This is a genomic window from Halopseudomonas sp. MFKK-1 (genome assembly GCF_027474385.1).
Lineage (GTDB): Bacteria > Pseudomonadota > Gammaproteobacteria > Pseudomonadales > Pseudomonadaceae > Halopseudomonas > Halopseudomonas aestusnigri.
Genome location: NZ_CP114836.1, coordinates 2,307,247 through 2,331,408, shown reverse-complemented (window position 1 = coordinate 2,331,408; position 24,162 = coordinate 2,307,247). Strand labels below are relative to the sequence as shown.

At 60.5% G+C, this 24,162-nt stretch carries 23 protein-coding genes; 10 read left to right on the top strand and 13 right to left on the bottom strand.

Features of this window, described 5'->3' with window-relative positions:
* Positions 1-178: 178 nt before the first annotated feature.
* The 9 genes from rpoS to O5O48_RS10885 all read right to left on the bottom strand — a co-directional run bounded on the left by rpoS (position 179) and on the right by O5O48_RS10885 (position 8,403).
* Positions 179-1,108 (bottom strand): RNA polymerase sigma factor RpoS, encoded by a 930-nt coding sequence (gene rpoS / locus O5O48_RS10925; RefSeq protein ID WP_235005721.1) that lies wholly within the window; start codon positions 1,106-1,108, stop codon positions 179-181.
* A 241-nt stretch (positions 1,109-1,349) separates the two neighbouring features.
* Positions 1,350-2,228 (bottom strand): peptidoglycan DD-metalloendopeptidase family protein, encoded by an 879-nt coding sequence (locus tag O5O48_RS10920; RefSeq protein ID WP_269687008.1) that lies wholly within the window; start codon positions 2,226-2,228, stop codon positions 1,350-1,352.
* Between the two features lie 65 nt (positions 2,229-2,293).
* Positions 2,294-3,217, bottom strand: coding sequence for a DUF368 domain-containing protein (locus O5O48_RS10915; RefSeq protein WP_228247677.1), 924 nt, complete (start codon positions 3,215-3,217; stop codon positions 2,294-2,296).
* A 22-nt stretch (positions 3,218-3,239) separates the two neighbouring features.
* Positions 3,240-3,911, bottom strand: coding sequence for a protein-L-isoaspartate(D-aspartate) O-methyltransferase (locus O5O48_RS10910; protein ID WP_228247678.1), 672 nt, complete (start codon positions 3,909-3,911; stop codon positions 3,240-3,242).
* 2 nt (positions 3,912-3,913) lie between these two features.
* Positions 3,914-4,663, bottom strand: a complete 750-nt coding sequence (gene surE / locus O5O48_RS10905; RefSeq protein WP_228247679.1) for a 5'/3'-nucleotidase SurE — start codon at positions 4,661-4,663, stop codon at positions 3,914-3,916.
* Positions 4,663-5,718: a tRNA pseudouridine(13) synthase TruD gene (truD, locus tag O5O48_RS10900; protein WP_269687007.1), complete on the bottom strand. Its 1,056-nt coding sequence runs from the start codon at positions 5,716-5,718 to the stop codon at positions 4,663-4,665. Before truD ends, surE begins: the two co-directional genes overlap by 1 nt.
* The gene (gene ispF, locus O5O48_RS10895; RefSeq protein ID WP_269687006.1) at positions 5,711-6,187 is read right to left on the bottom strand and encodes a 2-C-methyl-D-erythritol 2,4-cyclodiphosphate synthase; all 477 of its coding nucleotides are present in this window, start codon (positions 6,185-6,187) and stop codon (positions 5,711-5,713) included. Before ispF ends, truD begins: the two co-directional genes overlap by 8 nt.
* Positions 6,188-6,268: 81 nt before the next feature.
* Complete coding sequence (gene fghA, locus O5O48_RS10890) at positions 6,269-7,117, bottom strand: S-formylglutathione hydrolase (protein WP_269687005.1); 849 nt, start codon at positions 7,115-7,117, stop codon at positions 6,269-6,271.
* Positions 7,118-7,290: 173 nt separating this feature from the next.
* A complete protein-coding gene (locus O5O48_RS10885) occupies positions 7,291-8,403 on the bottom strand; it encodes an S-(hydroxymethyl)glutathione dehydrogenase/class III alcohol dehydrogenase (RefSeq protein WP_269687004.1) in 1,113 nt (370 codons plus the stop codon).
* 108 nt (positions 8,404-8,511) lie between these two features.
* Here O5O48_RS10885 and O5O48_RS10880 point away from each other — a divergent pair, with 108 nt between their 5' ends.
* Complete coding sequence (locus O5O48_RS10880) at positions 8,512-9,411, top strand: LysR substrate-binding domain-containing protein (RefSeq protein ID WP_269687003.1); 900 nt, start codon at positions 8,512-8,514, stop codon at positions 9,409-9,411.
* An 82-nt stretch (positions 9,412-9,493) separates the two neighbouring features.
* On the top strand, positions 9,494-9,967 hold the full coding sequence (locus O5O48_RS10875) for a hypothetical protein (protein WP_228247754.1): 474 nt from the start codon (positions 9,494-9,496) through the stop codon (positions 9,965-9,967).
* Positions 9,968-9,991: 24 nt separating this feature from the next.
* Here O5O48_RS10875 and O5O48_RS10870 read toward each other — a convergent pair whose 3' ends face one another.
* From O5O48_RS10870 to O5O48_RS10860, 3 genes are all read right to left on the bottom strand, one after another.
* Entirely contained in the window at positions 9,992-10,372 is a 381-nt protein-coding gene (locus O5O48_RS10870; protein ID WP_228247755.1) for a rhodanese-like domain-containing protein, read from the bottom strand.
* Between the two features lie 198 nt (positions 10,373-10,570).
* Positions 10,571-11,320: a lysophospholipid acyltransferase family protein gene (locus O5O48_RS10865; protein WP_269687002.1), complete on the bottom strand. Its 750-nt coding sequence runs from the start codon at positions 11,318-11,320 to the stop codon at positions 10,571-10,573.
* Positions 11,321-11,409: 89 nt separating this feature from the next.
* Positions 11,410-14,289 carry an HD domain-containing phosphohydrolase gene (locus O5O48_RS10860; RefSeq protein WP_269687001.1) on the bottom strand — a complete coding sequence of 960 codons (2,880 nt, stop codon included), beginning with the start codon at positions 14,287-14,289 and terminating at the stop codon, positions 11,410-11,412.
* Positions 14,290-14,516: 227 nt separating this feature from the next.
* Between O5O48_RS10860 and O5O48_RS10855 the strand changes: the two genes are divergently transcribed.
* The 3 genes from O5O48_RS10855 to O5O48_RS10845 are packed head-to-tail and all read left to right on the top strand — an operon-like array spanning position 14,517 to position 16,908.
* Positions 14,517-15,485: an alpha/beta fold hydrolase gene (locus O5O48_RS10855; protein ID WP_269687000.1), complete on the top strand. Its 969-nt coding sequence runs from the start codon at positions 14,517-14,519 to the stop codon at positions 15,483-15,485.
* Positions 15,486-15,499: 14 nt separating this feature from the next.
* A complete protein-coding gene (locus O5O48_RS10850) occupies positions 15,500-16,180 on the top strand; it encodes an SDR family NAD(P)-dependent oxidoreductase (protein ID WP_228247239.1) in 681 nt (226 codons plus the stop codon).
* Positions 16,181-16,191: 11 nt separating this feature from the next.
* The gene (locus tag O5O48_RS10845) at positions 16,192-16,908 is read left to right on the top strand and encodes a hypothetical protein (protein WP_269686999.1); all 717 of its coding nucleotides are present in this window, start codon (positions 16,192-16,194) and stop codon (positions 16,906-16,908) included.
* Positions 16,909-16,912: 4 nt separating this feature from the next.
* Here the strand turns inward: O5O48_RS10845 and speA are convergent, their stop codons facing one another.
* Complete coding sequence (speA, locus tag O5O48_RS10840) at positions 16,913-18,832, bottom strand: arginine decarboxylase (RefSeq protein ID WP_269686998.1); 1,920 nt, start codon at positions 18,830-18,832, stop codon at positions 16,913-16,915.
* Positions 18,833-19,068: 236 nt separating this feature from the next.
* Here speA and O5O48_RS10835 point away from each other — a divergent pair, with 236 nt between their 5' ends.
* From O5O48_RS10835 to O5O48_RS10815, 5 genes are all read left to right on the top strand, one after another.
* Positions 19,069-19,839: an SDR family oxidoreductase gene (locus O5O48_RS10835; RefSeq protein ID WP_269686997.1), complete on the top strand. Its 771-nt coding sequence runs from the start codon at positions 19,069-19,071 to the stop codon at positions 19,837-19,839.
* A gap of 299 nt (positions 19,840-20,138) precedes the next feature.
* Complete coding sequence (ectA, locus tag O5O48_RS10830) at positions 20,139-20,660, top strand: diaminobutyrate acetyltransferase (protein ID WP_269686996.1); 522 nt, start codon at positions 20,139-20,141, stop codon at positions 20,658-20,660.
* A gap of 14 nt (positions 20,661-20,674) precedes the next feature.
* Positions 20,675-21,961 (top strand): diaminobutyrate--2-oxoglutarate transaminase, encoded by a 1,287-nt coding sequence (gene ectB, locus O5O48_RS10825; RefSeq protein ID WP_269686995.1) that lies wholly within the window; start codon positions 20,675-20,677, stop codon positions 21,959-21,961.
* A gap of 13 nt (positions 21,962-21,974) precedes the next feature.
* A complete protein-coding gene (locus O5O48_RS10820; RefSeq protein ID WP_088273585.1) occupies positions 21,975-22,364 on the top strand; it encodes an ectoine synthase in 390 nt (129 codons plus the stop codon).
* A 315-nt stretch (positions 22,365-22,679) separates the two neighbouring features.
* A complete protein-coding gene (locus O5O48_RS10815; protein WP_088273584.1) occupies positions 22,680-24,110 on the top strand; it encodes an aspartate kinase in 1,431 nt (476 codons plus the stop codon).
* Positions 24,111-24,162 lie beyond the last annotated feature (52 nt).

The following is a 24,162-nucleotide window of genomic DNA, read 5'->3' as shown; positions in this document are numbered from 1 at the left end:
TGTTCCACTCATCTGATTTGACGGTCGAGCGCCCCACCCGGCCGAATACTGGCGTTACGGCCACGCGCTCGTGCAGACCCCCGACGGATCCGAATAACTCACTATAAAGAGATTGAAAAAAAGCCGCCATGCGCGAACGCAGGCGGCTTTCAGAACAACGATTGGCAGGCCGCACCCTCTACTGAAACAGCGACTCGCCGGTCAGCCCGTGCTGTTCGAGAATGTCGCGCAGGCGTTTGAGCGCTTCGACCTGAATCTGTCTTACCCGCTCGCGGGTAAGGCCGATTTCGCGGCCGACCTCTTCCAGAGTACTGCTTTCGTGGCCACGCAGACCGAAGCGCCGCGTAACCACTTCGCACTGCTTTTCCGTCAACTCTCCCAGCCACTGGTCAATACTGGCGTTCAGGTCATCATCCTGCAGCAAGTCGCACGGATCGGAGCCCTGTTCATCGGTCAGGGTGTCGAGCAGTGTCTTGTCCGAATCGGGGCCCAGTGACATGTCGACCGAGGCAACCCGCTCGTTGAGTCCAAGCATGCGCTTGACGTCTTCGACCGGCTTGTCCAGCAACTGGGCTATTTCTTCCGGAGAGGGCTCGTGATCGAGCTTCTGGGTCAGCTCGCGGGCCGCGCGCAGATAGATATTCAGTTCCTTGACGACATGAATCGGCAGACGAATGGTACGTGTCTGATTCATGATCGCCCGCTCAATGGTCTGACGAATCCACCAGGTCGCGTAGGTTGAAAAGCGGAAGCCGCGCTCCGGGTCGAACTTTTCCACCGCCCGGATCAGGCCCAGATTGCCCTCTTCGATCAGATCCAGCAGGGTCAGCCCACGGTTGACGTAGCGCCGGGCAATCTTCACAACCAACCGCAGGTTGCTTTCGATCATGCGCTTTCGTCCGGCAGGGTCGCCCTTTTGCGCCAGGCGCGCAAAATGTACTTCCTCTTCGGGCGTCAGCAGGGGGGAAAAACCGATCTCGTTGAGATACAACTGGGTCGCATCCAGTTGCTTGGTGAAGTCAAACGCGTTTTCGCGGCGATGATTGCGCGGCGTAACCCGCTTGCTGTCTACGGACACAGGCATTTCGTTCCCCTCCCCATCATCCATGATGACGCTGTCTGGCGACGCGTTGTCCAACGATCTGACCTGCTCTGGCTGTTTCTTATTTTTTACTGCCATATGCGTGCCCCACTTCCGGTAAAACGCGGAAAAGACACAACCCACCGAATCACACCCCAAGATGGGCAGTGCTTCCTTCTGACTGTCGCAATGCAACAGGGCTCTCACCTCACGGCAGACTGCCTGTCAAAAGTGACAACCCTGTGTCAGCACCGACGACACAGTACCATCAAATTCTCGGTAAATACGCCAACGGGTCTACAGGTTGACCCTTGCGCCGGATCTCGAAATGCAGCTTGACCCGGTCAGTACCACTACTGCCCATTTCGGCAATAACCTGACCAACCTTGACCTGATCGCCTTCCTTGACCAGCAGACGGCTATTGTGCGCATAGGCGCTCAGATAGGTTTCGTCGTGCTTGATGATGATCATGTCGCCATATCCAATCAGGCCACGGCCAGCATAAACCACGGCCCCGTCGGATGCTGCTCTCACAGGCTCACCCAATTGCCCGGCAATATCAATCCCTTTATTCAAACTGCCGTTTGACTGAAACCGCGCCAAAAGCTGGCCCCGCGCCGGCCAGCTCCAGCCAGCGGCGCTGACCGCAGCGGAGGCAGCCTCTGCGGGGCGCGCTGCAGAGGCCGGCGATCGATTGGCAACAGAAGTATTACGAGAATTTTCGACGGCGGAGGTGCTCGTCACAGGCGGTGCACTTGGTACCGCAGCAGAGGCTGAGCGTGCTGGCCCAGAGGCGGCCGTGGGCCGGGGGGTGACCGGTGCAGCGGCAATGGTAGCGCCCGCCGAGCGCGAAGCTCGACCGAGGCTGATGCGCTGACCGGGGTAAATGGTATAAGGCGCGCGCAAGTTATTGACGCTGGCCAGCTCTTTCCAGTCCCAGCCATAGCGAAAGGCAATCTGGTAGAGCGTCTCGCCGCGCTGTACGGTGTGATGTCCGGTAGTTATTGTCTGCGCACGGGTGCCACCGCGACCGCGGTCGTCAATAGGGACGGTGCCGGAAGGCCCGGCGCATGCGGCCAGTATTGCCGCCAAAAACACGATGCCGACACCTTGTGCCGACCCAACGGCCCCATGCCGGTAACGCACACACAGCCCCATTCCTGGTTGGCTCCCGTTCAGTCTCACCCGCAATGCACACGTGCCACCTGCTCTCAGGTTGCAGCGCGCCGTCCCCACCATTCCAATAGCAACACTAATACCACGCCGAGCACCATCAATGCCATTCCGGCCTGCCAGAGAGAGGGTTCTCCGGTCAGCTCGGCATAGCGCTGTGGCAAGAGATTCAGCTCCTGCAGCGGCACCCGTTCACCATGACTGTCAACCCGCCAGGTCAGGGTCTGTTTCCAGGGCCACACCTTGTTAAGCGAGCCGATCAACAGGCCCGTAAGGAAGGCCAGAGTTACACTGCGCAGGTGATTCAGCAGCCAGGATAGCAACCGCGAAAAACACAGCAGCCCGGTTATGCAGCCCAGTGCAAACAGCCCAAGCAGGGCAAAGTCGGCACTTTTTACCGCCTGAAGAATACCGGTATACAACCCCAGCAGCAGCAAGATAAAGCTCCCGGAGATGCCAGGTAAAATCATCGCGCAGATCGCGATGCATCCGCCCAAAAACACGTTCAACGGTGTCAGGCTCAAGGCCAGCGGCGACGCCACGGTAATCAGATAGGCAAACAGGGCACCCAACACGGCAGCCATCACGGCAGCCAGATTCCAGCGCGGGATCTCGCGCCCTACCAGATAGACCGAGACCAGAATCAGACCGAAGAAAAACGACCAGACCAGCAAACCGTGATGCGTCAGCAGGTAGGTTATCAGCCGGGCAAGGGTAGCAATGCTGCAGACAATACCGGCCAGCAGCGTGAGTAGAAAGGCACCGTCGATGGCTCTCCAGGTATCGGCAAAGCGGCCACGCAACAGCCACACCAGCTTGTTTGGCGTGCAGGCGGCAATCGCGGCCAGCAGGCGATCATAAATACCGGAAATGAAGGCAATTGTGCCGCCCGAGACGCCCGGAACAACATCGGCCGCCCCCATGGCGACACCACGGAGAAAGATCAACAGAAATGCCTTCACACAGACGTCCTTAAAGACAGAATCAGGAATGGATAGCGCCGGCCAGCAGCGGCACGAAGCGCACAGGTTCGACCTGCTGATAGGTGAATTCGTCGCCGTGACGAACAACCAGCATCAAATGCTGCTCGTGCTCGCCAACCGGAATGACCAGGCGACCACCGTCGGCCAGCTGACCGAGCAGCTCACGCGGTATCTCGGCCGGCGCCGCGGTGACCAGGATGGCGTCGTAGGGGCCATATTGCGGCCAACCCCAGTTACCATCCGCATGACGAAACACCACATTACGTACGTCGATGTCTCGGAGCACGCGCTTGGCACGTTCCTGCAGCGGCAGAATACGTTCAACGCTGAAGACCCGCTCAACCACCTTGGCCAGAATGGCAGTCTGGTAACCGGAGCCGGTGCCGACCTCCATCACCTTGTCCAGCGGCCCGCCACCGAGCAGCAGCTCGGTCATGCGGGCGACGATATACGGCTGGGACAGGGTCTGGTTGTGGCCGATCGGCAGCGCTGTGTCTTCGTAGGCCCGGTGCGACAGTGCTTCATCGACGAAAAGGTGGCGAGGCGTGCGGCGAATGGCTTCGAGCACGTGCAAATTACGAATACCTTCTTCAAATAACCGCTCAAGCAGGCGCTCACGTGTGCGCTGCGAGGTCATGCCGATGCCGGCACGGTAAAGGTCGTCGTGTCCCATGCTCAGCCCAATCCGTCCAGCCAGCTCTCAAGGTGGTCGAACACCTCGTACAGGGTCTTGTCGACACGCAGAGGCGTAACCGACACATAGCCCTGCATGACGGCATGGAAGTCCGTCCCTTCACCACCGTCCTCGGCGTCGCCGGCCACTGAAATCCAGTATCCCTCCTTGCCACGCGGGTCAACCCACTTGACCGGCTTGGCAGCACGCGCGCGGTGGCCCAACCGGGTCAGGCGAATGCCCTTGATCTGCTCAAGCGGCAGATTGGGAATATTGACGTTAAGCACCGTACGCGGCGGCAGATCAAGCTGATCATGAGCCTCGACCATCTGCCGGGCGAAGTAGGCTGCCGCCGGCAGGTTATCGGTTTGTCGGCCGGTCAGAGAGAATGCCATGGCAGGACGAGACAGAAATCGCCCTTCCAGCGCCGCAGCGACAGTGCCGGAATACAGCACATCGTCGCCAAGGTTGGCGCCGAGGTTGATTCCTGCCACCACCATGTCAATGCTGTCTTCATACAGCGCATTGAGGCCCAGATGCACGCAGTCGGTCGGCGTTCCGTTGATACCGATAAAGCCGTTTTCCAGGGTGAACGGCCTTAGCGGCCGGTCCAGACTGAGCGCGCTGCTGGCGCCGCTACGGTCCTCCGCTGGAGCAACCACCACACAGTCGGCATAATCGGCCAGCGCACCGTGCAGGGCTTTGATGCCCGGCGCCAGCACACCATCATCATTGGCAATCAGAATACGCATCAGTTTTCCGTTTCCAGCCCGCCACCGGGAACACTGGAGAGCTCCAGCAGCTCGTGCAGCAACGCCGTGGCGAAGCAGCCGGTAGGCAGGGTAAATTCCAGTTCGAGACAATCGGTGGACGGATAATGCCACGTAAGTCCCTGAATGGGGAGGCGTAAAATCCGTCTGGCCTGCTCCAGCCCCGCCCCTTCGAGCCAGGCAGCCAATTGTGGTTCTGCCGCTGCGACCTGCTGCTCGAGCTGCGCCGTGGCGCCACTGCTGGCCAGCTCACCAGCCCCCCAAAGCGCTGCGGTAGGATGCAGGTCCAGCGCCGCCGGGCGCGGGTCGTCAGCGACCAGCTCCCTGGCCGGAAACTGGCTCCGGCTGTTGGTAAAGGCCAGGCAATCGCCGTCCAGAATGCGGTTCCAGCTGCCATCGGCAACGCGCCTGGCGAGCATCCGGTTGAACAGCAGACTGCGCGCCGTCGACAGCAGCCGCGAGCGTGTTCCGCGAGCCGGCGGGTAGCCGCCCTGCCCGGCCCAACGGCGGGCATCGTGCAGATTGCTGCCGTCGCGGCCGAAGCGCTGCGGGCCGAAATAGTTGGGTACACCCTGGGCGGCGATAATCTGCAGCCGCTCATCCAGCTGCGACTGATCGGCAACCAGGTCAGTGAGACGAATAAAGAACCCGTTGGCACTGTGAGCGCCGCGCTGCAGCTTGCGCTGATGGCGCGCCTGCTCAAGACAACGCAGTTGATCGTTCCAGAGCGCGCTGAAATCCGGATCGGCGCGCCCCGGCAGTTGCAAGCTGAACCACTGACGGGTTACTGCCTGACGGTCCTTAAGGCCTGCGTAGCTGACGTTGCGCAGGGAAATACCAGCGGCCCGGGCTAGCTGTCTGGCCACCTCTTCGGTGTTCAACCCGCGCTTTTCAATCAGCAGCCAGAGGTGCTCACCGGCGCCACTCAGCGCGATATCCAGCACCTCGGTCACGCGAAAGTCGTCTGGCGTTGCCTTAAGTGTTGCCCTGCCGCAGCTTTCACCCCAGGCCCGGGGGCCCAGCAGTTGCTCAGTCATCGGCAAGCAACAGGGCGACCGCGTGTACGGCAATCCCTTCCTCACGACCGGTAAAGCCAAGCTTCTCGGTGGTAGTAGCCTTGACGTTGACCTGATCCAGCGCCACGCCCAGATCAGCCGCGATCTGCTCACGCATCAGCGGAATATGCGGCGCCATCTTCGGGCGCTGGGCGACGATGGTGGCGTCAACGTTACCCACCTTCCAGCCACGCTCGCGCAACAGACCCATGACGTGGCGGAGAAGCACGCGGCTGTCGGCCCCCTTGAACTCGGGATCGGTATCCGGGAAGTGCTGACCGATATCACCCAGTGCTGCAGCACCAAGCAAGGCATCAGCCAGCGCGTGCAGCAGCACATCACCGTCGGAGTGGGCAACCAGCCCACGGCCATGCGGTATGTGGACGCCACCCAAGGTGATGAAGTCGCCTTCGCCGAAGCGATGAACGTCGTAGCCGTGGCCAATGCGCATGTGGTGTCTCCCGTCAGTCGATGGCAGCGATTCTACCGCCTCGACATGACAAGGGACAGGTCGGGCCGGCTTGCCGGATTGCTAGAGCCCCAGCGCCGCCGCGTGATGACGCAGGTGATCATCGATAAAGCTGGCGATGAAGTAGTAGCTGTGGTCGTAGCCGGGCTGACGACGCAGGGTCAGTGGGTGACCCGCTGCCGCTGCCGCCGCTTCCAGCGCTTCGGGCTTGAGCTGTTCAGCCAGGAAGTTGTCGGACTCGCCCTGATCAACCAGCAGCGGCAGTCGTTCGGTCGCCCCGGCCAGCAGCTCGCAGGCGTCCCACGCCTTCCAGGCGGCTTTGTCGTTGCCCAGATACTGCCCCAGTGCCTTATGACCCCAGGGGCAGTCGCTCGGGTTGGTGATCGGTGCAAACGCCGAAACAGAGCGATAGCGCCCCGGATTCTTCAGCGCACAGATCAGCGCCCCGTGGCCGCCCATCGAGTGGCCGCTGATTGAGCGCTGGTCCGACACCGGGAAGTGCTCTTCGATCAGAGCCGGCAACTCCTGTACCACGTAGTCATACATGCGGTAGTGCTGCGCCCAGGGCTGCTCGGTGGCATTGACGTAAAAACCGGCACCCAGACCGAAGTCATAGGCGCCCTCGGCGTCATCCGGCACGCCTTCGCCCCGCGGGCTGGTGTCCGGGGCAACGATGACCATGCCCAGCTCGGCCGCCAAGCGCTGCGCACCAGCCTTCTGCATGAAATTTTCATCGGTACAGGTCAGCCCCGACAGCCAGTACAGCACCGGCAGCGGCTTGCCCTGATCCGCCTGCGGCGGCAGGTAAATACCGAACACCATATCGCAGTGCAGCACCTGGGAGCGGTGACGATAACGCTTCATCCAGCCGCCAAAGCTCTTGTTGGCGGAGACCAGTTCAATGTCGTTCATGGGAAACCTCCGGTTTCAGCGACAAGCGACAAGCGACAAGCGAAGTGTGCATCACTGCAGGACCCGCAAATACATTCCGAGTCTGGGTTACCAAATCAAGCTTCGAAAAACCCACCCGATTCATTACCGGGCAGGTTTTTCTTGAAGCTTGAGGCTTGAAGCTTGCGGCTGATTTAGAAATGAATGACGGTCCGAATGCTCTTGCCTTCGTGCATCAGTTCAAACGCCTCGTTGATCTGCTCCAGGCCCATGGTGTGGGTGATGAAGCTGTCCAGCGGGATTTCGCCTTTCTGGGATTTCTCGACGTAGCTCGGCAGTTCGGTACGGCCCTTGACGCCACCAAAGGCGCTGCCGCGCCAGACGCGACCGGTGACCAGCTGGAACGGGCGGGTGCTGATCTCGGCACCGGCCGGTGCGACGCCGATGATGGTGGATTCGCCCCAGCCCTTGTGACAGCACTCCAGCGCCGCGCGCATCAGTTGAACGTTGCCGATGCACTCGAAGCTGTAATCCACGCCGCCGTCGGTCATGTCGACGATCACTTCCTGAATCGGTTTGTCGTGATCCTTCGGATTGACAAACTCATGCATGCCCAGCTCACGGGCAATACCTTCCTTTGCCGGGTTGATATCGATACCTATGATGCGGCTGGCACCGGCCATCTTGGCGCCGATGATAGCGGCCAGACCGATACCGCCCAGACCGAAAATGGCAACCGTTGAACCGGCCTCCACCTTGGCAGTGTTCAGTACTGCGCCGATACCGGTGGTGACGCCACAGCCCAGCAGGCAGACCTTTTCCAGCGGTGCTTCCTTGGGAATCACGGCAACCGAGACCTCCGGCAGTACGGTGTACTCGGAGAACGTGGAGCAGCCCATGTAGTGGTAGACCGGCTTGCCGTTGTAGCTGAAGCGGCTGGTGCCGTCGGGCATCAGGCCCTTGCCCTGGGTGGTGCGCACCGAGCTGCACAGGTTGGTCTTGCCGGACTTGCAGAATTTGCACTCGCGGCATTCGGCGGTATACAGCGGAATCACGTGATCGCCGACCTTCACCGAAGTCACGCCCTCGCCGACCGCTTCGACCACACCGCCGCCCTCGTGACCGAGAATGCAGGGAAATACGCCTTCGCTGTCCTGACCGGACAAGGTGTAGGCATCGGTATGGCAAACACCGGAGGCAACAATGCGAATCAGCACCTCGCCAGCCTGCGGCGGCGCAACGTCCACTTCAACAATCTGCAGGGGTTCATTCGGCGCAAAGGCTACGGCGGCCCGGGACTTGATCATGGGATTCTCCATTGGATGACGGAAGTACAGGCTGGCAAGTGTAGTAGAGAGCTGTTTCGTGGATAATCACCCACCAGAAAAAACATTATTGCCCCACAGGGATAATCCATGAGCAACTGGGAAGGTATCGACGAATTTGTCGCCGTAGCCGAGACTGGACACTTCACTGGCGCTGCCGCTAGCTTGGGTGTTTCCTCATCCCATGTCAGCCGCCAGATTGCCAGACTGGAAGACCGCCTGCAGAGCCGCCTGTTCTATCGCAGCACCCGCCGCGTCAGTCTGACCGAAGCCGGCCAGACCTTTCTGCAACACTGCCAGCGGCTGATCGACGCCCGAGACGAAGCCCTGCAGGCCATCACCGACCTGGGCAGCGAGCCCAAAGGGTTGCTGCGCATGACCTGCGCGGTGGCCTATGGCGAAAGTTTTATCATGCCGCTGGTCAACGACTTCATGCAGCAGCACCCGCAGCTGCGGATCGAGATGACGCTGACCAACCAGACCCTGGATCTGCTGCACGGCAGCTACGACCTGGCCATTCGTTTGGGCCGGCTGCAGGACTCAAGCCTGATCGCCACACGTATTGCGCCGCGGCATATGTACCTATGCGCCGCACCGTCCTATCTGGAACGTTTTGGCGCACCGCACAGCCTGTCGGAACTGCCGCGCCACAACTGCCTGATCGGCAGCAGCGACGTCTGGTCGTTTCAACAGCGCGGTCGCGAACTGCCTGTACGCGTGCAGGGCAACTGGCGCTGCAACAGTGGTCAGGCGGTGCTGGATGCAGCCCTGCGCGGTTTTGGTCTGTGTCAGCTGCCCGACTATTACGTGCAGGAGCACCTGCGCAGCGGCTCCCTGCGTGCCCTGCTGCCTCAGCACCAACCGCCACACACTGCAGTCTGGGCACTGTATCCGCAGCAACGGCATCTTTCCCCCAAGGTACGGCAACTGGTCGATTACCTGAAGCAGGGGCTGGCCCAGCGCAGCGAATACCGCACAACGCAGCCGTAAGCCTGCGCAGTATCCGTGCGGTCCGGTAGCGGTCTGCGGTACAGTAGGCTCCAGCAATACACCAGTACATCAGGAGCAGCATGTGGCAAGCGCCCTGCGGTTAAATACCCTGCTGGGCCGCCAATTCCAGTCTGGCGACCGGCTACTCGAACATTTGCGCAACGAACTGAAACTGCTCGACGGCCTGTGCCGTACCCTGGGCGTCACCGAACTGAGCCAGTTTGTCGACACAACAGCCCTGGAACTGCAGACCGCTGTTGCCATGCTGAAGGAAGAAGGCAGCAGTGACGCCCTGCCCGAGATAGAGCCGGAGACCGGTCATATCTGGGGCATCGAGGACGTCAGCTGGCAGCCGATAGCCACTGGTATGAGCACGCTTGAGGCGCTGGAGCAACACCTGCGCAGAACCCCTCACAGCGGCTTGAACAGCGCGAAGGTACGCGATCTGCTGGACGAACTGAGCTACTGCACCACTTTGCTGGCACCGCTGGAGATTGAGGGCGGACAGTTCCACCTGGCCCTGGACGATCTGAGCCCGGGCACCGTGCCGGCGTAACACGGCGCCGGCACGGCCCATACCCTACTCGAACGGGGGCAATGCCGCACCGGCCACCGGCTTTGATGCCGCGGCCCAGGCATCAAAGCCGCCCAGAATCGACAGGACTTCCAGGTAGCCCATCTCCTGCAAGGCGCTGGCGGCAAGCGCCGAGCGGCCGCTGTTCTTGCAGTAGAGCACCAACTTCTGGTCGCGGGACGACAGCACAGGATCATTACTGAGCCGAAATTCCAGCAACCCACGGGGAATATTGATTGCGCCGGGAATATGGCCAGCCTGAAACTCGTCCGCCTCGCGCACGTCGATCAGCACATCAGCAGCCTGAATGGCGGCATCCGCTTCCGTCAGGTCAACCTCTTTGATATGCGCCTTGGCGGCGGCTACCAGGTCATGGGCTGTTTTCATAGGTCACTCCAGTAGGTTGAACATGGCAGACTCAAGCCCGCAGAGACCGCACCGGCAACAGCGGGTAGCTGCATGCCAGGCCCCCGCGGCAAACAATTAAGAAAAATATAAACTTTATTTTCATTCTATGCATAGCACAAAAAGAAATAAGAAGTTCACCGCCACAGACCGGCCTGAGAAACTGTCTGAAAACCCGCGCTATCCCTGACCAAGCAACCCGGCGATGCGCTTCCGTGTCTCCGCCATCAGCTCAGGTAGCTGCTCGCGATCATAGCTGCCCGCGTCCAGTGGTTCACCGATGTGTACAGACACCTGCTGCCCGAGATTGAAACGCCAGCTGCGCGCGGGCAGCACGTTGTGAATGCCACGGATGGCGACCGGGACGATGATAGCGTCGGTATCCAGTGCGAGATGAAAGCAGCCTTTCTTGAAGGGCAGCAACTCGGCAGTCCGAGAGCGGGTGCCCTCAGGCGCGGCCCACAGCACAATGCCCGACTCCATCATCTGCCGCGCCCGTGACAGATCGGCGAGCGCCCGCTCCCGGTTGTGGCGATTGATCGAGGGAAACTCCGCCAGCCGCATGGTCACCCCGAGAACTGGAATACGGTATAGCTCTGCCTTGGCCAGCATGCGAATGGAGCCAGGCAGGGCAACAAAGCTGACCGGAATATCGTAGTGGCTGGCGTGGGTACAGAGCACCATATAACGGCGGCCATCGGAGAAGTCCGGGGCCTTGCCAAACACGCTCACCTGCAACCGAACCAGACGCAGCAGCTTGCTGGCCCAGCCCCGCGTATACCGATCAACGCGGGCGCGATCCAGACGACGAAAGGCCGCTCGCCACAGCACATCCAGACAATATCCCAGGGTAACCAGCACGGAGCCGACTACCACACCAACGCGGCGCAGCAGAGTGGCAGATTCAGCAACGGGCGACAGACTCAGCATGACAACTCTCTAGTTATGACGCCGCGAGCGGCGAACGCGATCAGGTCGCACAGAGTGCCACAACTGCATTATCGGTGGTCAAGCATCGGCTAACAGTCCCGCTCATCAATCAACCCCCAGTCACGCAACTGGGCGAGACAACCCGCCACGTCGACCTGATCACGCTGCGCATCGTGCAGAAACAGCTGCGCGTACTGTTCGTGCACACCGGTGCGCAAAAACAATGCCAGCAGGACCGCATCAATATGCCGGTCCTTCGCCATGAACAGCATGATTCTGACGGCTTCAGACAGGGTCTTGGCCGGTTTGTAGGGACGATCGCCCGCTGTAAGCGCCTCAAAAATATCGGCAATGGCCAGCACCCGATCCTGCACTGACAGCTGATCTTCGTCGAGCCGACGTGGATAGCCAGTGCCATCAAGCTTTTCATGGTGCGTCGCAGCCAACTCCGGCACGCTTCTCAGATGCCGTGGGAACGGTAAGGTACTGAGCATCATCAGCGTCTGCACAATATGGTCATTGATCTTGAAGCGCTCCTCGGCGGTCAGGGTGCCGCGCTGGATCGACAAGTTGTAGAGTTCTCCGCGGTCGAAGCTGTACTCGGGCGGGTCCATATCAAAACCCCATCTGTTACGCGGATCATCCTTGGCCACCGGCGGTTTCCGGTCACCCCAAGGCACCTTGTGCTCGGGCTTGTCGCTGATCAGGTGCTCCACTACCGGCAGTGCTGGCGCAGGCACGCCCTCGAGTCGCTTCAACTCCTCATGGGACAGACCCAACCGGTCATCGAAGTGCCTGGTCCAGGTCTGCTCGGCAATCCTGCCCAGCCGTTCTATGTCCTCCTCTTGCATGAACTCGCCACCAACATTGGCCCTGGCGACCTCGGCAAACTCTGCCTGCAGCCGTTCATGGGTTTGCGCCAGCTCGATCGCCAGTTCGTGCTCATCACGGCCGTCGACACGCCCTTGCCAGTAGCGAATTTCGGCGTCACGCCATAGCACCTCGAAGCGGGTTCGAAGTTCATGAATTCGGTTGTAGAGCGTCTCCAGCTTGGTTGCCTTGTCGACAACATATTCCGGACTGGTGATCTTGCCGCAGTCATGCAGCCAGGCGGCGATACGAAACGCATAGAACTCCTCTGCGTCCATCGAGAAGCCCGCAAGCGATCCGTTATCGGCCCCAAGCGCGCGATTGATCAGCATTTCCGCCAGTTGCGGAACCCGGTCACAGTGCCCGCCGGTATAGGGAGACTTGGCGTCAATCGCCGTAGCCAGCAGGCGGATGATCGATTCCAGAAGGTGCTGCTGGCCCTCAAACAACTGGCGCGTTTCAATCGCTACGGCCAGCGTCCCGGACAGGCTGTCCAGAAACTGCCGAAGGCTCTTCACGGCCGCCGCCGGCAAAGCGGGAGACACCTCCAGTGCCAGCACCCCCAGCAGCGCCTCCTGGCGATCACGCAGCGCCAGGGTCAGATAGCGATGCTCACGATCAAGGCGGGTCGACAGCACGCGGGCGGGGTCGGACCGCAGCGCCTCATCCAGTTTCAGCGACTGCGGGTAATACTCACTGTTGATGCCGGTGGCCAGAGTCAGCTCGCCGCTGTCCTCCTCGTACAGAAACACGGCACCACCGCGCCCCTTGGCCATCTCGATAAGATTCTCCAGCACCACATCCAGCATGCGCTCCAGTCGTGTTTCACGACTCAGGGCCAGCGATATCTGCTGAAAGTGGTGAATCGCACCAGCCATGCGCCCCAGCACCCCACCCAGATCGCTCACTTCACGGATACGCGAGCGCACTCTGATGCTTTGACTGAAGTCCATGTCCGCCAGTTTGCCAACCTGGTCAGACAGCGCCTTTAGAGGCCCGCCCAGGCGCTGACCCAGCGCCCAGCCGATCATGACCAGAAGCAACATCATCAGCAGTGCCAGCATCGCCTGCTGCTTCAGAATAGAAATGACACCGGACAGCAACTCCCTGGCGGGAATAGCGATCAGAACCCGCCCCAGGTCTTCGGCGAGACGGGTCAGCGGCAAGCTGATCACGTACCAGTCACCATCATCCCGCGACAACAGCTGCACTTGCGAGAAGCCCGTCCGCATGGCTGCCAGCTCGCTGAGCACCGGTACCTGCAGCTCCTCAAGCGTCGCCAGCCGGGGCGCATCTGCACCCTCAAGCACAATCAGCCGTTCCAGGTCAGGGTAGGCAACAACGCGTTCGCCGCGCACGATGGCCATCTCAGTCCCCGGCGTCAGGTGCATATCCTTGACCTCAACCGCAAGATCATCCACCGCCGCATCCAGCCCGATGACCGCAGCTGTAAGCATGCTGCGCTGCGCCATCGTCAGCCCAACCTGATGGGTGGTAAAGAACAGGTAAGGTTCTGTCAGGACGACGTCGTCAGACTGTTGCGCCATCTGATACCAGGGTCGGGTCCGAGGGTCAAAGCGGTATTCGGGTACCGGCCTACTGCCAATCTGATGCAGCGACTGATCGAAAAACAGCCACCTGCCGCGCATTGCGTCACCGTCACGCTCGATAGATTGCACCAGAAAATACGTACCTGCGGGCAACTGGTATCCGTCTATCCCACCCTCCGGTACCCGGCGAGCCAGAAAGAACTCCCCATCGGGATAGCCAGCATAGACCGCACTGACGGGGCTCCCATCACGCACAAGTTGAACCAGCGCCGGCAACCTGTCGACCCGATCAGAAAGGTTGCCAGCGCTCACCAACGGATCGTGCACCAGCATTCGCAGGGCGTTTTCGCCGGGCGACAGCAACCTCTCGGCGCGCTCGTCCAGCAGCGAGCCAACCTGGTTAGCCGAATCGGTCGCCGCCGCCACCAGCACGGCTCTCGCCCCCCGGTACCCCTGAAACGCCGTGACCACCAACATGGCCAGCAGGCAGACAACAATGGAGACTGCAATAAGTCCCTGAAGCGTTATCCATGGACGTGTCTTCTTCATCTGCCGCCCTTGCTCCCTGAATGGACTGCATGCTGTTGCAATAATAGGCTGAGCATAGCTCAGCGAAACCAAACCGCTGCGACTATTCAGGCCTGTCGGCAACAGACATTGTCAATCATGCATCGTACGGATATTCGTCACTTCGGCTGGTGAATACGCATGCGACAATCGCGCCATGACGGCATCGATTTGCCATAGTGTCGGCTTATGATTCTTTGGAGAGCAGTATGCAGCAGACACATCAACAGCTGATCAAGGTCAACGGCATAAGGCTTAGCGTGCATATCGCCGGCCCAGAAAGCGGCAAGCCGGTCTGGCTGCTGCACGGTTTTCCCGAATGCTGGTACTCCTGGCGCCATCAAATCGCAGCACTCGCGGCGCAGGGCTACCGCGTCTTTGCTCCCGAGATGCGCGGTTATGGCGCAACCGAAGCACCGGAAGCGGTCGAGGCCTACGACCTGATCACCCTGTGCGCCGATATCCAGGGCGCAATGAACCATTTTGGCCATCAGCAGGTGGCCATGATCGGGCATGACTGGGGCGCACCGGTCGCCTGGCACCTGGCGCTGCTGGAGCCAGCGCGTGTCAAGGCGGTCTGCGGCATGTCGGTCCCCTTCGGCGGGCGGCCCAGGCAGCCGGCCATCAACATGATGCGCGAGGCCTACAAGGACCGCTTCCATTACATTCTCTATTTCCAGAAGCCAGGTCTTGCCGAGGCCGAGCTGGCGTCTGACATTCCGCGCACCATGCGTCTGATGATGCACGGCCTGGACAGCCAGGAGGGTGGCGCCCTGGTGCAGGACAAGCCAGCCGACGCGGCCTGGCTGGACGATTACACCGATCCGGACAAGCCCCCTGCGTGGTGCTCGGAAGAGGCCTTCGAGGTCTACGTCAAAACCTTTGAACAAAGCGGCTTCCGCGGCCCGGTCAACTGGTATCGCAACTTTGAGCGCAACTGGGAGCGCACCGAGCCGCTGGCAGGCCGTCAGATCGAACAACCGGCGCTGTTCCTGATTGGTGACCGCGACCCGGTCGGCACCCTTGAAGCCTATACCATCAAGAAAATGCCGGGCGTGGTGCCGAAGGTTGAGCAGCACGTCATTGCCGACTGCGGGCACTGGATTCAGGCCGAGAAGCCAGACGAGGTAAACAGCTTCCTGCTGCCCTTCCTGGAACGCCACTTCCCCGCAACCTGACAGGGAGACACACAATGAGCCTTTGCGACCTCAGCAATAAGCGCATCCTGCTGACCCAGGCCAGCGATTTCATGGGGCCGGCGCTGCAGCGTACGCTTGAGAACTGCGGTGCTGAGATTATCGCCGACACACGCGATTTTCTGGACCCGAAGGCGCCGCAGAAGCTGATTGCCGAAGCCGGCGAGTTCGACGTGCTGCTGCTCAACCTCGGCGTTCCTGCACCGAGCACACCGGCCGACCAGGTAGCAGACGAGGAATGGGGCCTGCTGTTTCGCCACATGGTCGATCCGCTGCCGCGCTTCGCCCGTACGGTTCTGCCTGCGATGACTGAGCGCGGCCACGGCAAGATTCTGCTGATGGGCAGCGCCTCGGCCCTGCGCGGCATGAAGCGCGCCTCCAGCTACAGCGCCGCCCGTGGCGCGCAACTGGCCTGGGTCCAGGCGGTGGGCGCCGAGGTCGCCGCAAAGGGCATTCAGGTCAATGCCATCGCGCAGAATTTCGTCGACAACCCAACCTATTTCCCCGCCGAGATCCAGGCCAACCCGGCGTTTCAGGCGCGACTGCAACGGGAAGTCCCACTCGGCCGTCTGGTGTCGGCAGAAGAAGACGCCCACTTTGCCGCCTACCTATGCTCCGACGCCGCCAACTGCTTTGTTGGCCAGGTGTTTCCGGTCTGCGGCGGCTGGAGCCATTAAGGAAAATGTTCATGCAAAGCACCATCCCGACCATCATTCGCAAGCGCTTCTGCGGACCGCCAAACAGTGGCAACGGCGGTTACGTCTGCGGCCTGCTGGCCAACGCCATGGCCGAACCCTGCCAGGTCACCCTGCACGCACCGCCGCCGCTGGATACCGAACTGCAGATTGTTCGCGACAGCGACGGTGCTCGCCTGCTGCAGGGCGACACCCTGCTCGGCAGCGCCAGACCCTACCAGCTTGAGCTGACGCCACCTGCTGCGATCAGCCTGGCCGACGCCGAAGCGGCGCGGCCACGGTTCAGCGGCTATGAGGAGCACGGGTTGCCCGGCTGCTTTGTTTGCGGCACCAACCGCTGCGAGCATGACGGACTGCTATTGCACACCGGTCCAGTGACCGGCCGCGACAGCACCGTGGCCTGCCCCTGGACACCCGACAGCACACTGGATGCGGGAGACGGTACCGTGGCGCCGGAGTTCATCTGGGCAGCACTGGACTGCCCTGGATACTTTGCGGTCAGAGAGCATGCAGGTACCGCCCTGCTTGGCCGCTTCGCGGCGCACATCGAGCGGCCAATCAGGGTGGGAGAACAACTGGTAGTGGCCGGCTGGGCCATTGCCCATGACGGGCGCAAGCACCAGGCCGGCACCGCCCTCTACGACGCCGCTGGCCAACCCGTAGGCTGGGCCGAAGCGACCTGGATCAGCTTGCAGAAACAGGCCGCCTGACGCCTTACTCAGCGCTCAGGTAGGACGAACGCGTCAGGCCGAGCCGCAGCGCATCCACAAAGCGCGTGCGCTCGGCCGGACTCAGGCGGGCGCCGGAGACCTTGTCGCGATACAGCGTCACCAGTTCGTCCGGCGCGAAGTGCACATAGCGCAGCATGTCTTCGATGGTGTCGTGGGTTTCGATACCACCGTGCACTACCTTGCCATCCGGGCGCAGGTAGACGTTGACCGAGTCGGTGTCGCCGAACAGGTTGTGCATGTCGCCGAGGATTTCCTGATAGGCACCAACCAGGAAAATCCCCAGCAGATAGTCCTCACCCTCGCGCAGATCGTGAACTGGCAGGCTGTTCTCGATGCTCTGTTCATCCACGTAATGGCGGATCTTGCCGTCGGAGTCACAGGTCAGATCCTGCAGCACTGCCCTGCGCAGCGGCTCCTCCTCCAGGCGATCCAGCGGCATGATCGGCAGTACCTGATCAATCGCCCACGTATCGGGCAGGCTCTGGAATACCGAGAAGTTACAGATGTACTTGTCGGCCATCTTGTCGTTCAGCTCGTCCAGCACCTGACGATGCGAGCGCTGGCGCGCCTTGAGCAGGGTATGCAGACGGTTGCACAACGCGTAGTAGCACTGCTCGGCCAGCGCTTTCTCCGACAGCGTCAGCTTGCCCTCGGCGTATTGCGCCGCTACATCCGCCATATAGTGGGTGGCCCGCCAGTAGGTCTCGGTCACCATCTCGACATCGTGCTGGTCCTGCAGCCTGACCAGATTGCGCACCACCAGCGGCAACGCCTCCAGATCATCAATCTGCGGCATGACGTCGTTGTAACGCTCAACATCGGTTACCTGCACGATCAGCACCGCATGGTGCGCGGTCATCGCCCGGCCACTCTCGGAAAAGATGTGCGGATGCGGCAGACCCTGCTCATCGCAGAAATCGCGCAGCATGCCGACGACGGTCTGGGCATACTCGTTGACGTCGTAGTTGATCGAGCTGGCATTGCGCGAGTGGGTGCCGTCGTAGTCGACGCCCAGGCCGCCACCAACGTCGATGTGATCAACCGGCAGCCCCAACGCACGCAGCTCGCCGAAGTAGCGAATGGCCTCACGGAAGCCATGCTGGTAGTCGGCCAGATTGGCAATCTGTGACCCCATGTGAAAATGCAGCAGGCGCACCCCATCCTGCAAATTGGCCGCGCGGAACGCCTCTACCACCCGCAGCAGTTGCGCTGCCGACAGCCCAAACTTGGATTTTTCCCCACCGGTGTCGGCCCACTTGCTGGACGCCAGCGATGACAGGCGCACGCGCAACCCGATGTTCGGCGTCACCCCGAGCTTTTCGGCTTCCTCGATCACCAGACGGACCTCGGACTCCTTCTCGATAACGATGAACACCTTATGACCCAGCTTCTGGCCGATCAGCGCCAGATGGATAAACTCGCGATCCTTGTAGCCATTGCAGACGATGGTGCCGCCCTTGGGTGCCAGCGCCAGCACCGCCATCAGCTCCGGCTTGGAACCGGCTTCCAGGCCGATCGACACGTTCTCGGTGGCGATGATGTTCTCGACCACGGCTTCCTGCTGGTTGACCTTGATCGGATACAGCGCGGTATAGCCGCTGCCGTAGCCCAGCGACTCGATATTGCGATCAAAGGCACCGGTCAACTGCCGTACCCGTGCCTGCAGAATGTCCGGGAAACGCACCAGCAGTGGCAGGTCCAGCCCGCTTTCGCGCAGCTGACCAACCAGCTCATGCAGGTCAATACCGGCGCCTTCCGGACCACGTGGCATGACCTCGACATGACCCTGTTCATTAACGTTGAAATACCCGGCACCCCAGTGCCGAATGCCGTAAACACTGCGGCTGTCGGCCACGGTCCAGGCAGATGCATCTTCTTTGCGCGAACGTCGAACAGGTCCCATCGCTTCCTCACTTTACTCAATCACTGGCTCGCCATTGTGAACGCCGATAATGACGACAGTTCCGCAGGTCCATGCGTCACAGGATAAGCGAAAAGCGGATGACTCGCAGCGACAGTCATCCGCCGGCCATAACAGAGCATTTGCGCACTGGATAACCCTAGGGTGGCTGCTGAACGCTGGTTTACCGTAAGAATCGGCACAACAACCTGCGATTTACTTACCTGAAGGAGCACTCCATGCAGCACTATTTCAGTCTGGCCGGCCGCACTGCGCTGGTTACCGGCGGCAGCCGCGGCATTGGCCGCATGATCGCTCAGGGCTACCTCGAAGCAGGCGCCCGGGTCATCATCTGCTGCCGCAAGATTGCCGAGGGCCAGCAAACCGCCGAGCAGCTTAGCCACTATGGCGAGTGCATCGCTCTGGCTGCAGACCTCTCCACCGAGCAGGGCGCCCGCCAGCTGGCCGAAGACGTGCAGGCAATTACCGACCGGCTCGACATTCTGGTCAACAACGCCGGCACCAGTTGGGGCGCCCCGCTGGAGGAGTTCCCGGTATCGGGCTGGGAAAAGGTCATGCAACTGAACGTGATTTCGGTGTTCAGCTGTATCCAGCAACTGCTGCCGCTGCTGCGCAGCTCCGCCAGCGCCGAGAATCCGGCCCGCATCATCAACATCGGCTCGGTTGCCGGCATCAGCTCGTTCGGCGAACAGGCCTACTCCTACGGCCCGAGCAAGGCGGCAGTGCATCAACTGTCGCGCAACCTGGCCCGCGAACTGGTGAGCGAACATATCAACGTCAACGTCATTGCGCCGGGACGGTTCCCGAGCAAGATGACCAGCCACATTCACTCCGATCCCGACGCCATGGCCGAGGATTGCAAACACATCCCGATGAAGCGCTGGGGACGCGAAGAGGAGATGTCCGCCCTCGCGATCATGCTTGCCGGAACTGGTGGAGCCTATATGACCGGCAACATCATCCCCATCGATGGCGGCTTCACCCTGTGACGCCCTGACGTACTGCTTTTGTCACCCGCTCTGACGAGCGGGTGCGCTCCCTCCCGCAACGCCCTTCCTCTTCCTACCGATGCCTGATGCGCCAATCCGGGCGCAGGCCTTGCCGCAGCTGGCTTTCCGGCAAAATCTTTATACTAAAAAACACTTTCATTACAGATCTATTTAACAGCTATAAATATATGACATTCGAGCAAATCCCATAAAAATCAGTACTTACAGCCGGTTGAGATAATTTTTTGGATATGTTTATTATTAAAAAAGCATTTATGCATAAGCATTAGGAACCCGTTTTGGACCTTACACCCGTAACACTACGAAAGCCTGAAAGCACGGATGGCTATGCCCTTAACAGCCTGGTCGAGCGCTGCAAGCCGCTGGACACCAACTCGGTGTACTGCAACCTGCTGCAGTGTCACGACTTCGCTGACACCGCCATCGCAGCCGAAACGGCGGACGGCGATCTGGTCGGTTTCATTTCCGGCTACCGCCCGCCGGCACGCCAGGACACGCTGTTCGTTTGGCAGGTTGCGGTAGACAGCCGCATGCGCGGCCAAGGCCTGGCCCTGAAGATGCTGCTGGCGCTTGTCGAGCGCCTGCGCCCGACCGGCGTCAGCCGCCTGGAGACCACCATCTCCCCCGGCAACGCAGCATCCGAAGCCCTGTTCAAAAAGGCGTTTCGCCTGCTCGGCGCCGACTACAGCACCGAAGTGCTGTTCTCGCGCCAGACCCACTTCAACGGCGAGCACGATGACGAAGTCATCTATCGCGCCGGCCCCTTTACCCAATCAGCACCCAACGACGCTCAGCACTGAAACCAGGAGAGTTCATGAATACCTTTGAACAGTTCGAGAAAAACGAATCGGATATTCGCAGCTACTGCCGCTCGTTCCCGGTGATTTTCAAGCAGGCCCGCGGCGCGGAGCTGATCACCCGTGAAGGCAAGCACTACATCGACTTCCTCGCCGGTGCTGGCACGCTGAACTACGGCCACAACAATCCAGTCCTGAAGAAGGCCCTGATCCAGTATCTGGAAGATGACGGTCTGACCCACGGACTCGACATGTATTCCGATGCCAAGGAACGCTTTCTGGAAACCTTCAACCGGGTAATTCTGCAGCCGCGCGGCCTGGACAAGTACAAGGTTCAGTTCAGCGGACCGACCGGCGCAAACGCCGTTGAAGCAGCCCTGAAATTGGCTCGCAAGGTAACCGGCCGCAGCAATATCATCAGCTTTACCAATGGCTTCCACGGTTGCACCATCGGTGCACTGGCTGCCACCGGTAACGGCCATCACCGCGGCGCTGCTGGCGTACCGCTGACTGACGTCAGCCGCATGCCCTACGCCAACTACTTCGGTGACAAGGTCAACACGATCTCCATGATGGACAAGATGCTCAGCGACCCGAGCAGCGGTATCGACAAGCCAGCTGCAGTAATTGTTGAGGTGGTTCAGGGCGAAGGCGGCCTGAATACCGCATCGACCGACTGGATGCGCAAACTGGAAAAGCTGTGCCGCAAGCACGACATGCTGCTGATTGTTGATGACATTCAGGCCGGCTGCGGTCGTACCGGCACCTTCTTCAGCTTTGAAGAAATGGGCATCAAGCCGGACATCATCACCCTGTCCAAGTCGCTCAGCGGCTTCGGTCTGCCGTTTGCCATTGTCGTCATGCGCAACGAGCTTGATCAGTGGAAACCGGGTGAGCACAACGGCACCTTCCGCGGCAACAACCACGCATTCGTGACCGCAGCCACCGCGATTGAGCACTTCTGGTCCGACGACAGCTTCGCCAAGAGCGTCCAGACCAAGGGCCAGCGCATCCGTGAAGGCATGCAGAAAATCGTCCGCAAACACGGCCCCGACTCTCTCTACATCAAGGGTCGCGGCATGATGCTCGGCATCAACTGCCCGGACGGCGATATCGCTGCCGCCATCTGCCAGGAAGCCTTCGCCAACGGCCTGGTAATCGAAACCAGCGGCAACCACAGCCAGGTCGTCAAGTGCCTGTGCCCACTGACCATCAGCGAAGAGCAGATCGACAAGGCACTGAAAATTCTTGATGCCGCCTTTGCCAAGGTCATGGCAGAGCAGGTAGCCAACCAAGCTTCGTAAGGAACCCGAATCCATGATCGTACGTACACTGCAAGACTGTGAAAACTCCGAGCGCCGTGTCGCCACCGAGACCTGGGAGAGCACCCGGATGCTGCTCAAGGACGACAACATGGGGTTCTCGTTCCACATCACCACCATTTATGCCAACAAAGAGACCCACATCCATTACAAGAACCATTTGGAGTCGGTCTACTGCATGAGTGGCAACGGCGAGATCGAGACCCTGTCCGACGGCAAGGTCTACCAGATCCGACCCGGCACGCTCTACATCCTCGACAAGCACGACGAGCACATGCTGCGTGGTGGCACCGAGGACATGAAAATGGCGTGCGTCTTCAACCCGCCGCTCAGCGGCAAGGAAGTTCATGACAAGGACGGCGTCTACCCCGTCGACATGGACTGAGTCGCACCCGCCCACGGGCATGATCCAAGCGCCTGCCCAGATGGCAGAGCCGAATTGAAGATCATGCCGGCCGGAGTCGCGCCGATATGGATGGCGACTCCGGCAGCGGTGCACGGCAATAGTGACCGCGTCCCACAGACCGCGCGTCTGATGCAACAAATAGATGCACTCAGGCATCTATTCCGACGCCAGCTTGATGTGGATAATCTGCCGGCTGCGCCCAAGGGGCAGCAACAGACCGGCACACGCGGCGGAGCACGAGGCTCCGACCTGCCGATGGCAGGCCAGCATTCACCAACGACAGAAACCAGGACCATGCATACAGTAGAGAAGATCGGCGGCACTTCAATGAGCCGCTTCGAGGAAGTACTGCAGAACATTTTCATTGGCCAACGTCAGGGTGCTGAGCTGTACCAGCGCATTTTTGTGGTCTCTGCCTATTCGGGCATGACCAACATGCTGCTCGAACACAAGAAGACCGGCGAGCCCGGTGTCTACGAGCGCTTCGCCGACGCCCACAACGAAGACGCCTGGCTGGAAGCCCTGGACAACGTCCAGCAAGCCATGACCGCCAAGAACGCCGAGCTGTTCAAGGGCGAGTATGAGCTGCAGGCTGCCAACCGCTTCATCGAAGGCCGCATCAGCGACGTTCGCGACTGCATGGTCAGCCTGCAGCAGCTGTGCTCCTACGGCCACTTCCAGTTGACCGAACATCTGATGAAGGTACGCGAAATGCTCGCCTCACTGGGCGAGGCACACAGCGCCTTCAACACTGTTCTGGCGCTGAAGAAGCACGGCATCAATGCTCGCCTGGCCGACCTGACCGGTTGGAACCAGCGCGAACCCAAGGCCTTTCAGGATATGGTCCGTGACAGCTTCGCCGGGATCGACTTCAACAGTGAACTGGTTGTTGCAACCGGCTACACCCATTGCAGCGAAGGCCTGATGAACACCTTCGACCGCGGCTACAGCGAGATCACCTTCGCCCAGATTGCAGCAGCTACCGGCGCCAGTGAAGCGATCATCCACAAGGAATACCATCTTTCCAGCGCCGACCCGGCTCTGGTTGGCGTGGACAAGGTCGTAACCATCGGCCGGACCAACTATGACGTGGCAGACCAGCTGTCCAACCTGGGCATGGAGGCGATTCACCCGAAGGCCGCGCGCACCTTGCGCCGTGCCGGGATCCACCTGCGCATCAAGAACGCCTTCGAGCCCGAACACCAGGGCACACTGATCAGCCAGGACTACTGCAGCGAAAAGCCCTGCGTCGAGATTATCGCCGGCCGCAAGGATGTCTTCGGCATTGAGGTATTTGATCAGGAAATGCTCGGCGATGTTGAATACGATCTGGAAATCACCCGCCTGCTCAAACAGTTGAAGCTGTATGTGGTCAACAAGGACTCCGACGCCAACAGCATCACCTACTATGTTTCGGCATCACGCAAGATGATCAACCGCGCCTCACGCCTGATCGAGGAGCGTTATCCGATGGCCGAGGTCAACGTGCATAACATCGCCATCGTCTCGGCGATCGGCTCCGACCTCAAGGTAAAGGGCATCCTGGCCAAGACCGTAGCGGCTCTGGCCGAAGCCGGCATCAGCATCCAGGCGGTTCACCAGTCGATCCGTCAGGTCGAGATGCAGTGCGTCGTGCAGGAAGAGGACTACGACGCTGCCATCGCAGCACTCCACCGGGCGCTGATCGAACCGGAAAACCACGGCGACGTCATCGTCGCCGCCTGACGCCAAAAGTGGCAAGGCATTGCACGAACCCGGCTCCGGCCGGGTTCGTGCA

What these genes read in the sequence shown, in the direction of transcription:
- rpoS (WP_235005721.1), bottom strand. Translation starts at nt 1,108, where the DNA reads ATGGATGATGGGGAGGGGAACGAAATGCCTGTGTCCGTAGACAGCAAG.
- O5O48_RS10910 (WP_228247678.1), bottom strand. Translation starts at nt 3,911, where the DNA reads ATGGGACACGACGACCTTTACCGTGCCGGCATCGGCATGACCTCGCAG.
- surE (WP_228247679.1), bottom strand. Translation starts at nt 4,663, where the DNA reads ATGCGTATTCTGATTGCCAATGATGATGGTGTGCTGGCGCCGGGCATC.
- truD (WP_269687007.1), bottom strand. Translation starts at nt 5,718, where the DNA reads ATGACTGAGCAACTGCTGGGCCCCCGGGCCTGGGGTGAAAGCTGCGGC.
- ispF (WP_269687006.1), bottom strand. Translation starts at nt 6,187, where the DNA reads ATGCGCATTGGCCACGGCTACGACGTTCATCGCTTCGGCGAAGGCGAC.
- fghA (WP_269687005.1), bottom strand. Translation starts at nt 7,117, where the DNA reads ATGAACGACATTGAACTGGTCTCCGCCAACAAGAGCTTTGGCGGCTGG.
- O5O48_RS10885 (WP_269687004.1), bottom strand. Translation starts at nt 8,403, where the DNA reads ATGATCAAGTCCCGGGCCGCCGTAGCCTTTGCGCCGAATGAACCCCTG.
- O5O48_RS10880 (WP_269687003.1), top strand. Translation starts at nt 8,512, where the DNA reads ATGAGCAACTGGGAAGGTATCGACGAATTTGTCGCCGTAGCCGAGACT.
- O5O48_RS10870 (WP_228247755.1), bottom strand. Translation starts at nt 10,372, where the DNA reads ATGAAAACAGCCCATGACCTGGTAGCCGCCGCCAAGGCGCATATCAAA.
- O5O48_RS10865 (WP_269687002.1), bottom strand. Translation starts at nt 11,320, where the DNA reads ATGCTGAGTCTGTCGCCCGTTGCTGAATCTGCCACTCTGCTGCGCCGC.
- O5O48_RS10860 (WP_269687001.1), bottom strand. Translation starts at nt 14,289, where the DNA reads ATGAAGAAGACACGTCCATGGATAACGCTTCAGGGACTTATTGCAGTC.
- O5O48_RS10855 (WP_269687000.1), top strand. Translation starts at nt 14,517, where the DNA reads ATGCAGCAGACACATCAACAGCTGATCAAGGTCAACGGCATAAGGCTT.
- O5O48_RS10850 (WP_228247239.1), top strand. Translation starts at nt 15,500, where the DNA reads ATGAGCCTTTGCGACCTCAGCAATAAGCGCATCCTGCTGACCCAGGCC.
- O5O48_RS10845 (WP_269686999.1), top strand. Translation starts at nt 16,192, where the DNA reads ATGCAAAGCACCATCCCGACCATCATTCGCAAGCGCTTCTGCGGACCG.
- speA (WP_269686998.1), bottom strand. Translation starts at nt 18,832, where the DNA reads ATGGGACCTGTTCGACGTTCGCGCAAAGAAGATGCATCTGCCTGGACC.
- O5O48_RS10835 (WP_269686997.1), top strand. Translation starts at nt 19,069, where the DNA reads ATGCAGCACTATTTCAGTCTGGCCGGCCGCACTGCGCTGGTTACCGGC.
- ectB (WP_269686995.1), top strand. Translation starts at nt 20,675, where the DNA reads ATGAATACCTTTGAACAGTTCGAGAAAAACGAATCGGATATTCGCAGC.
- O5O48_RS10820 (WP_088273585.1), top strand. Translation starts at nt 21,975, where the DNA reads ATGATCGTACGTACACTGCAAGACTGTGAAAACTCCGAGCGCCGTGTC.
- O5O48_RS10815 (WP_088273584.1), top strand. Translation starts at nt 22,680, where the DNA reads ATGCATACAGTAGAGAAGATCGGCGGCACTTCAATGAGCCGCTTCGAG.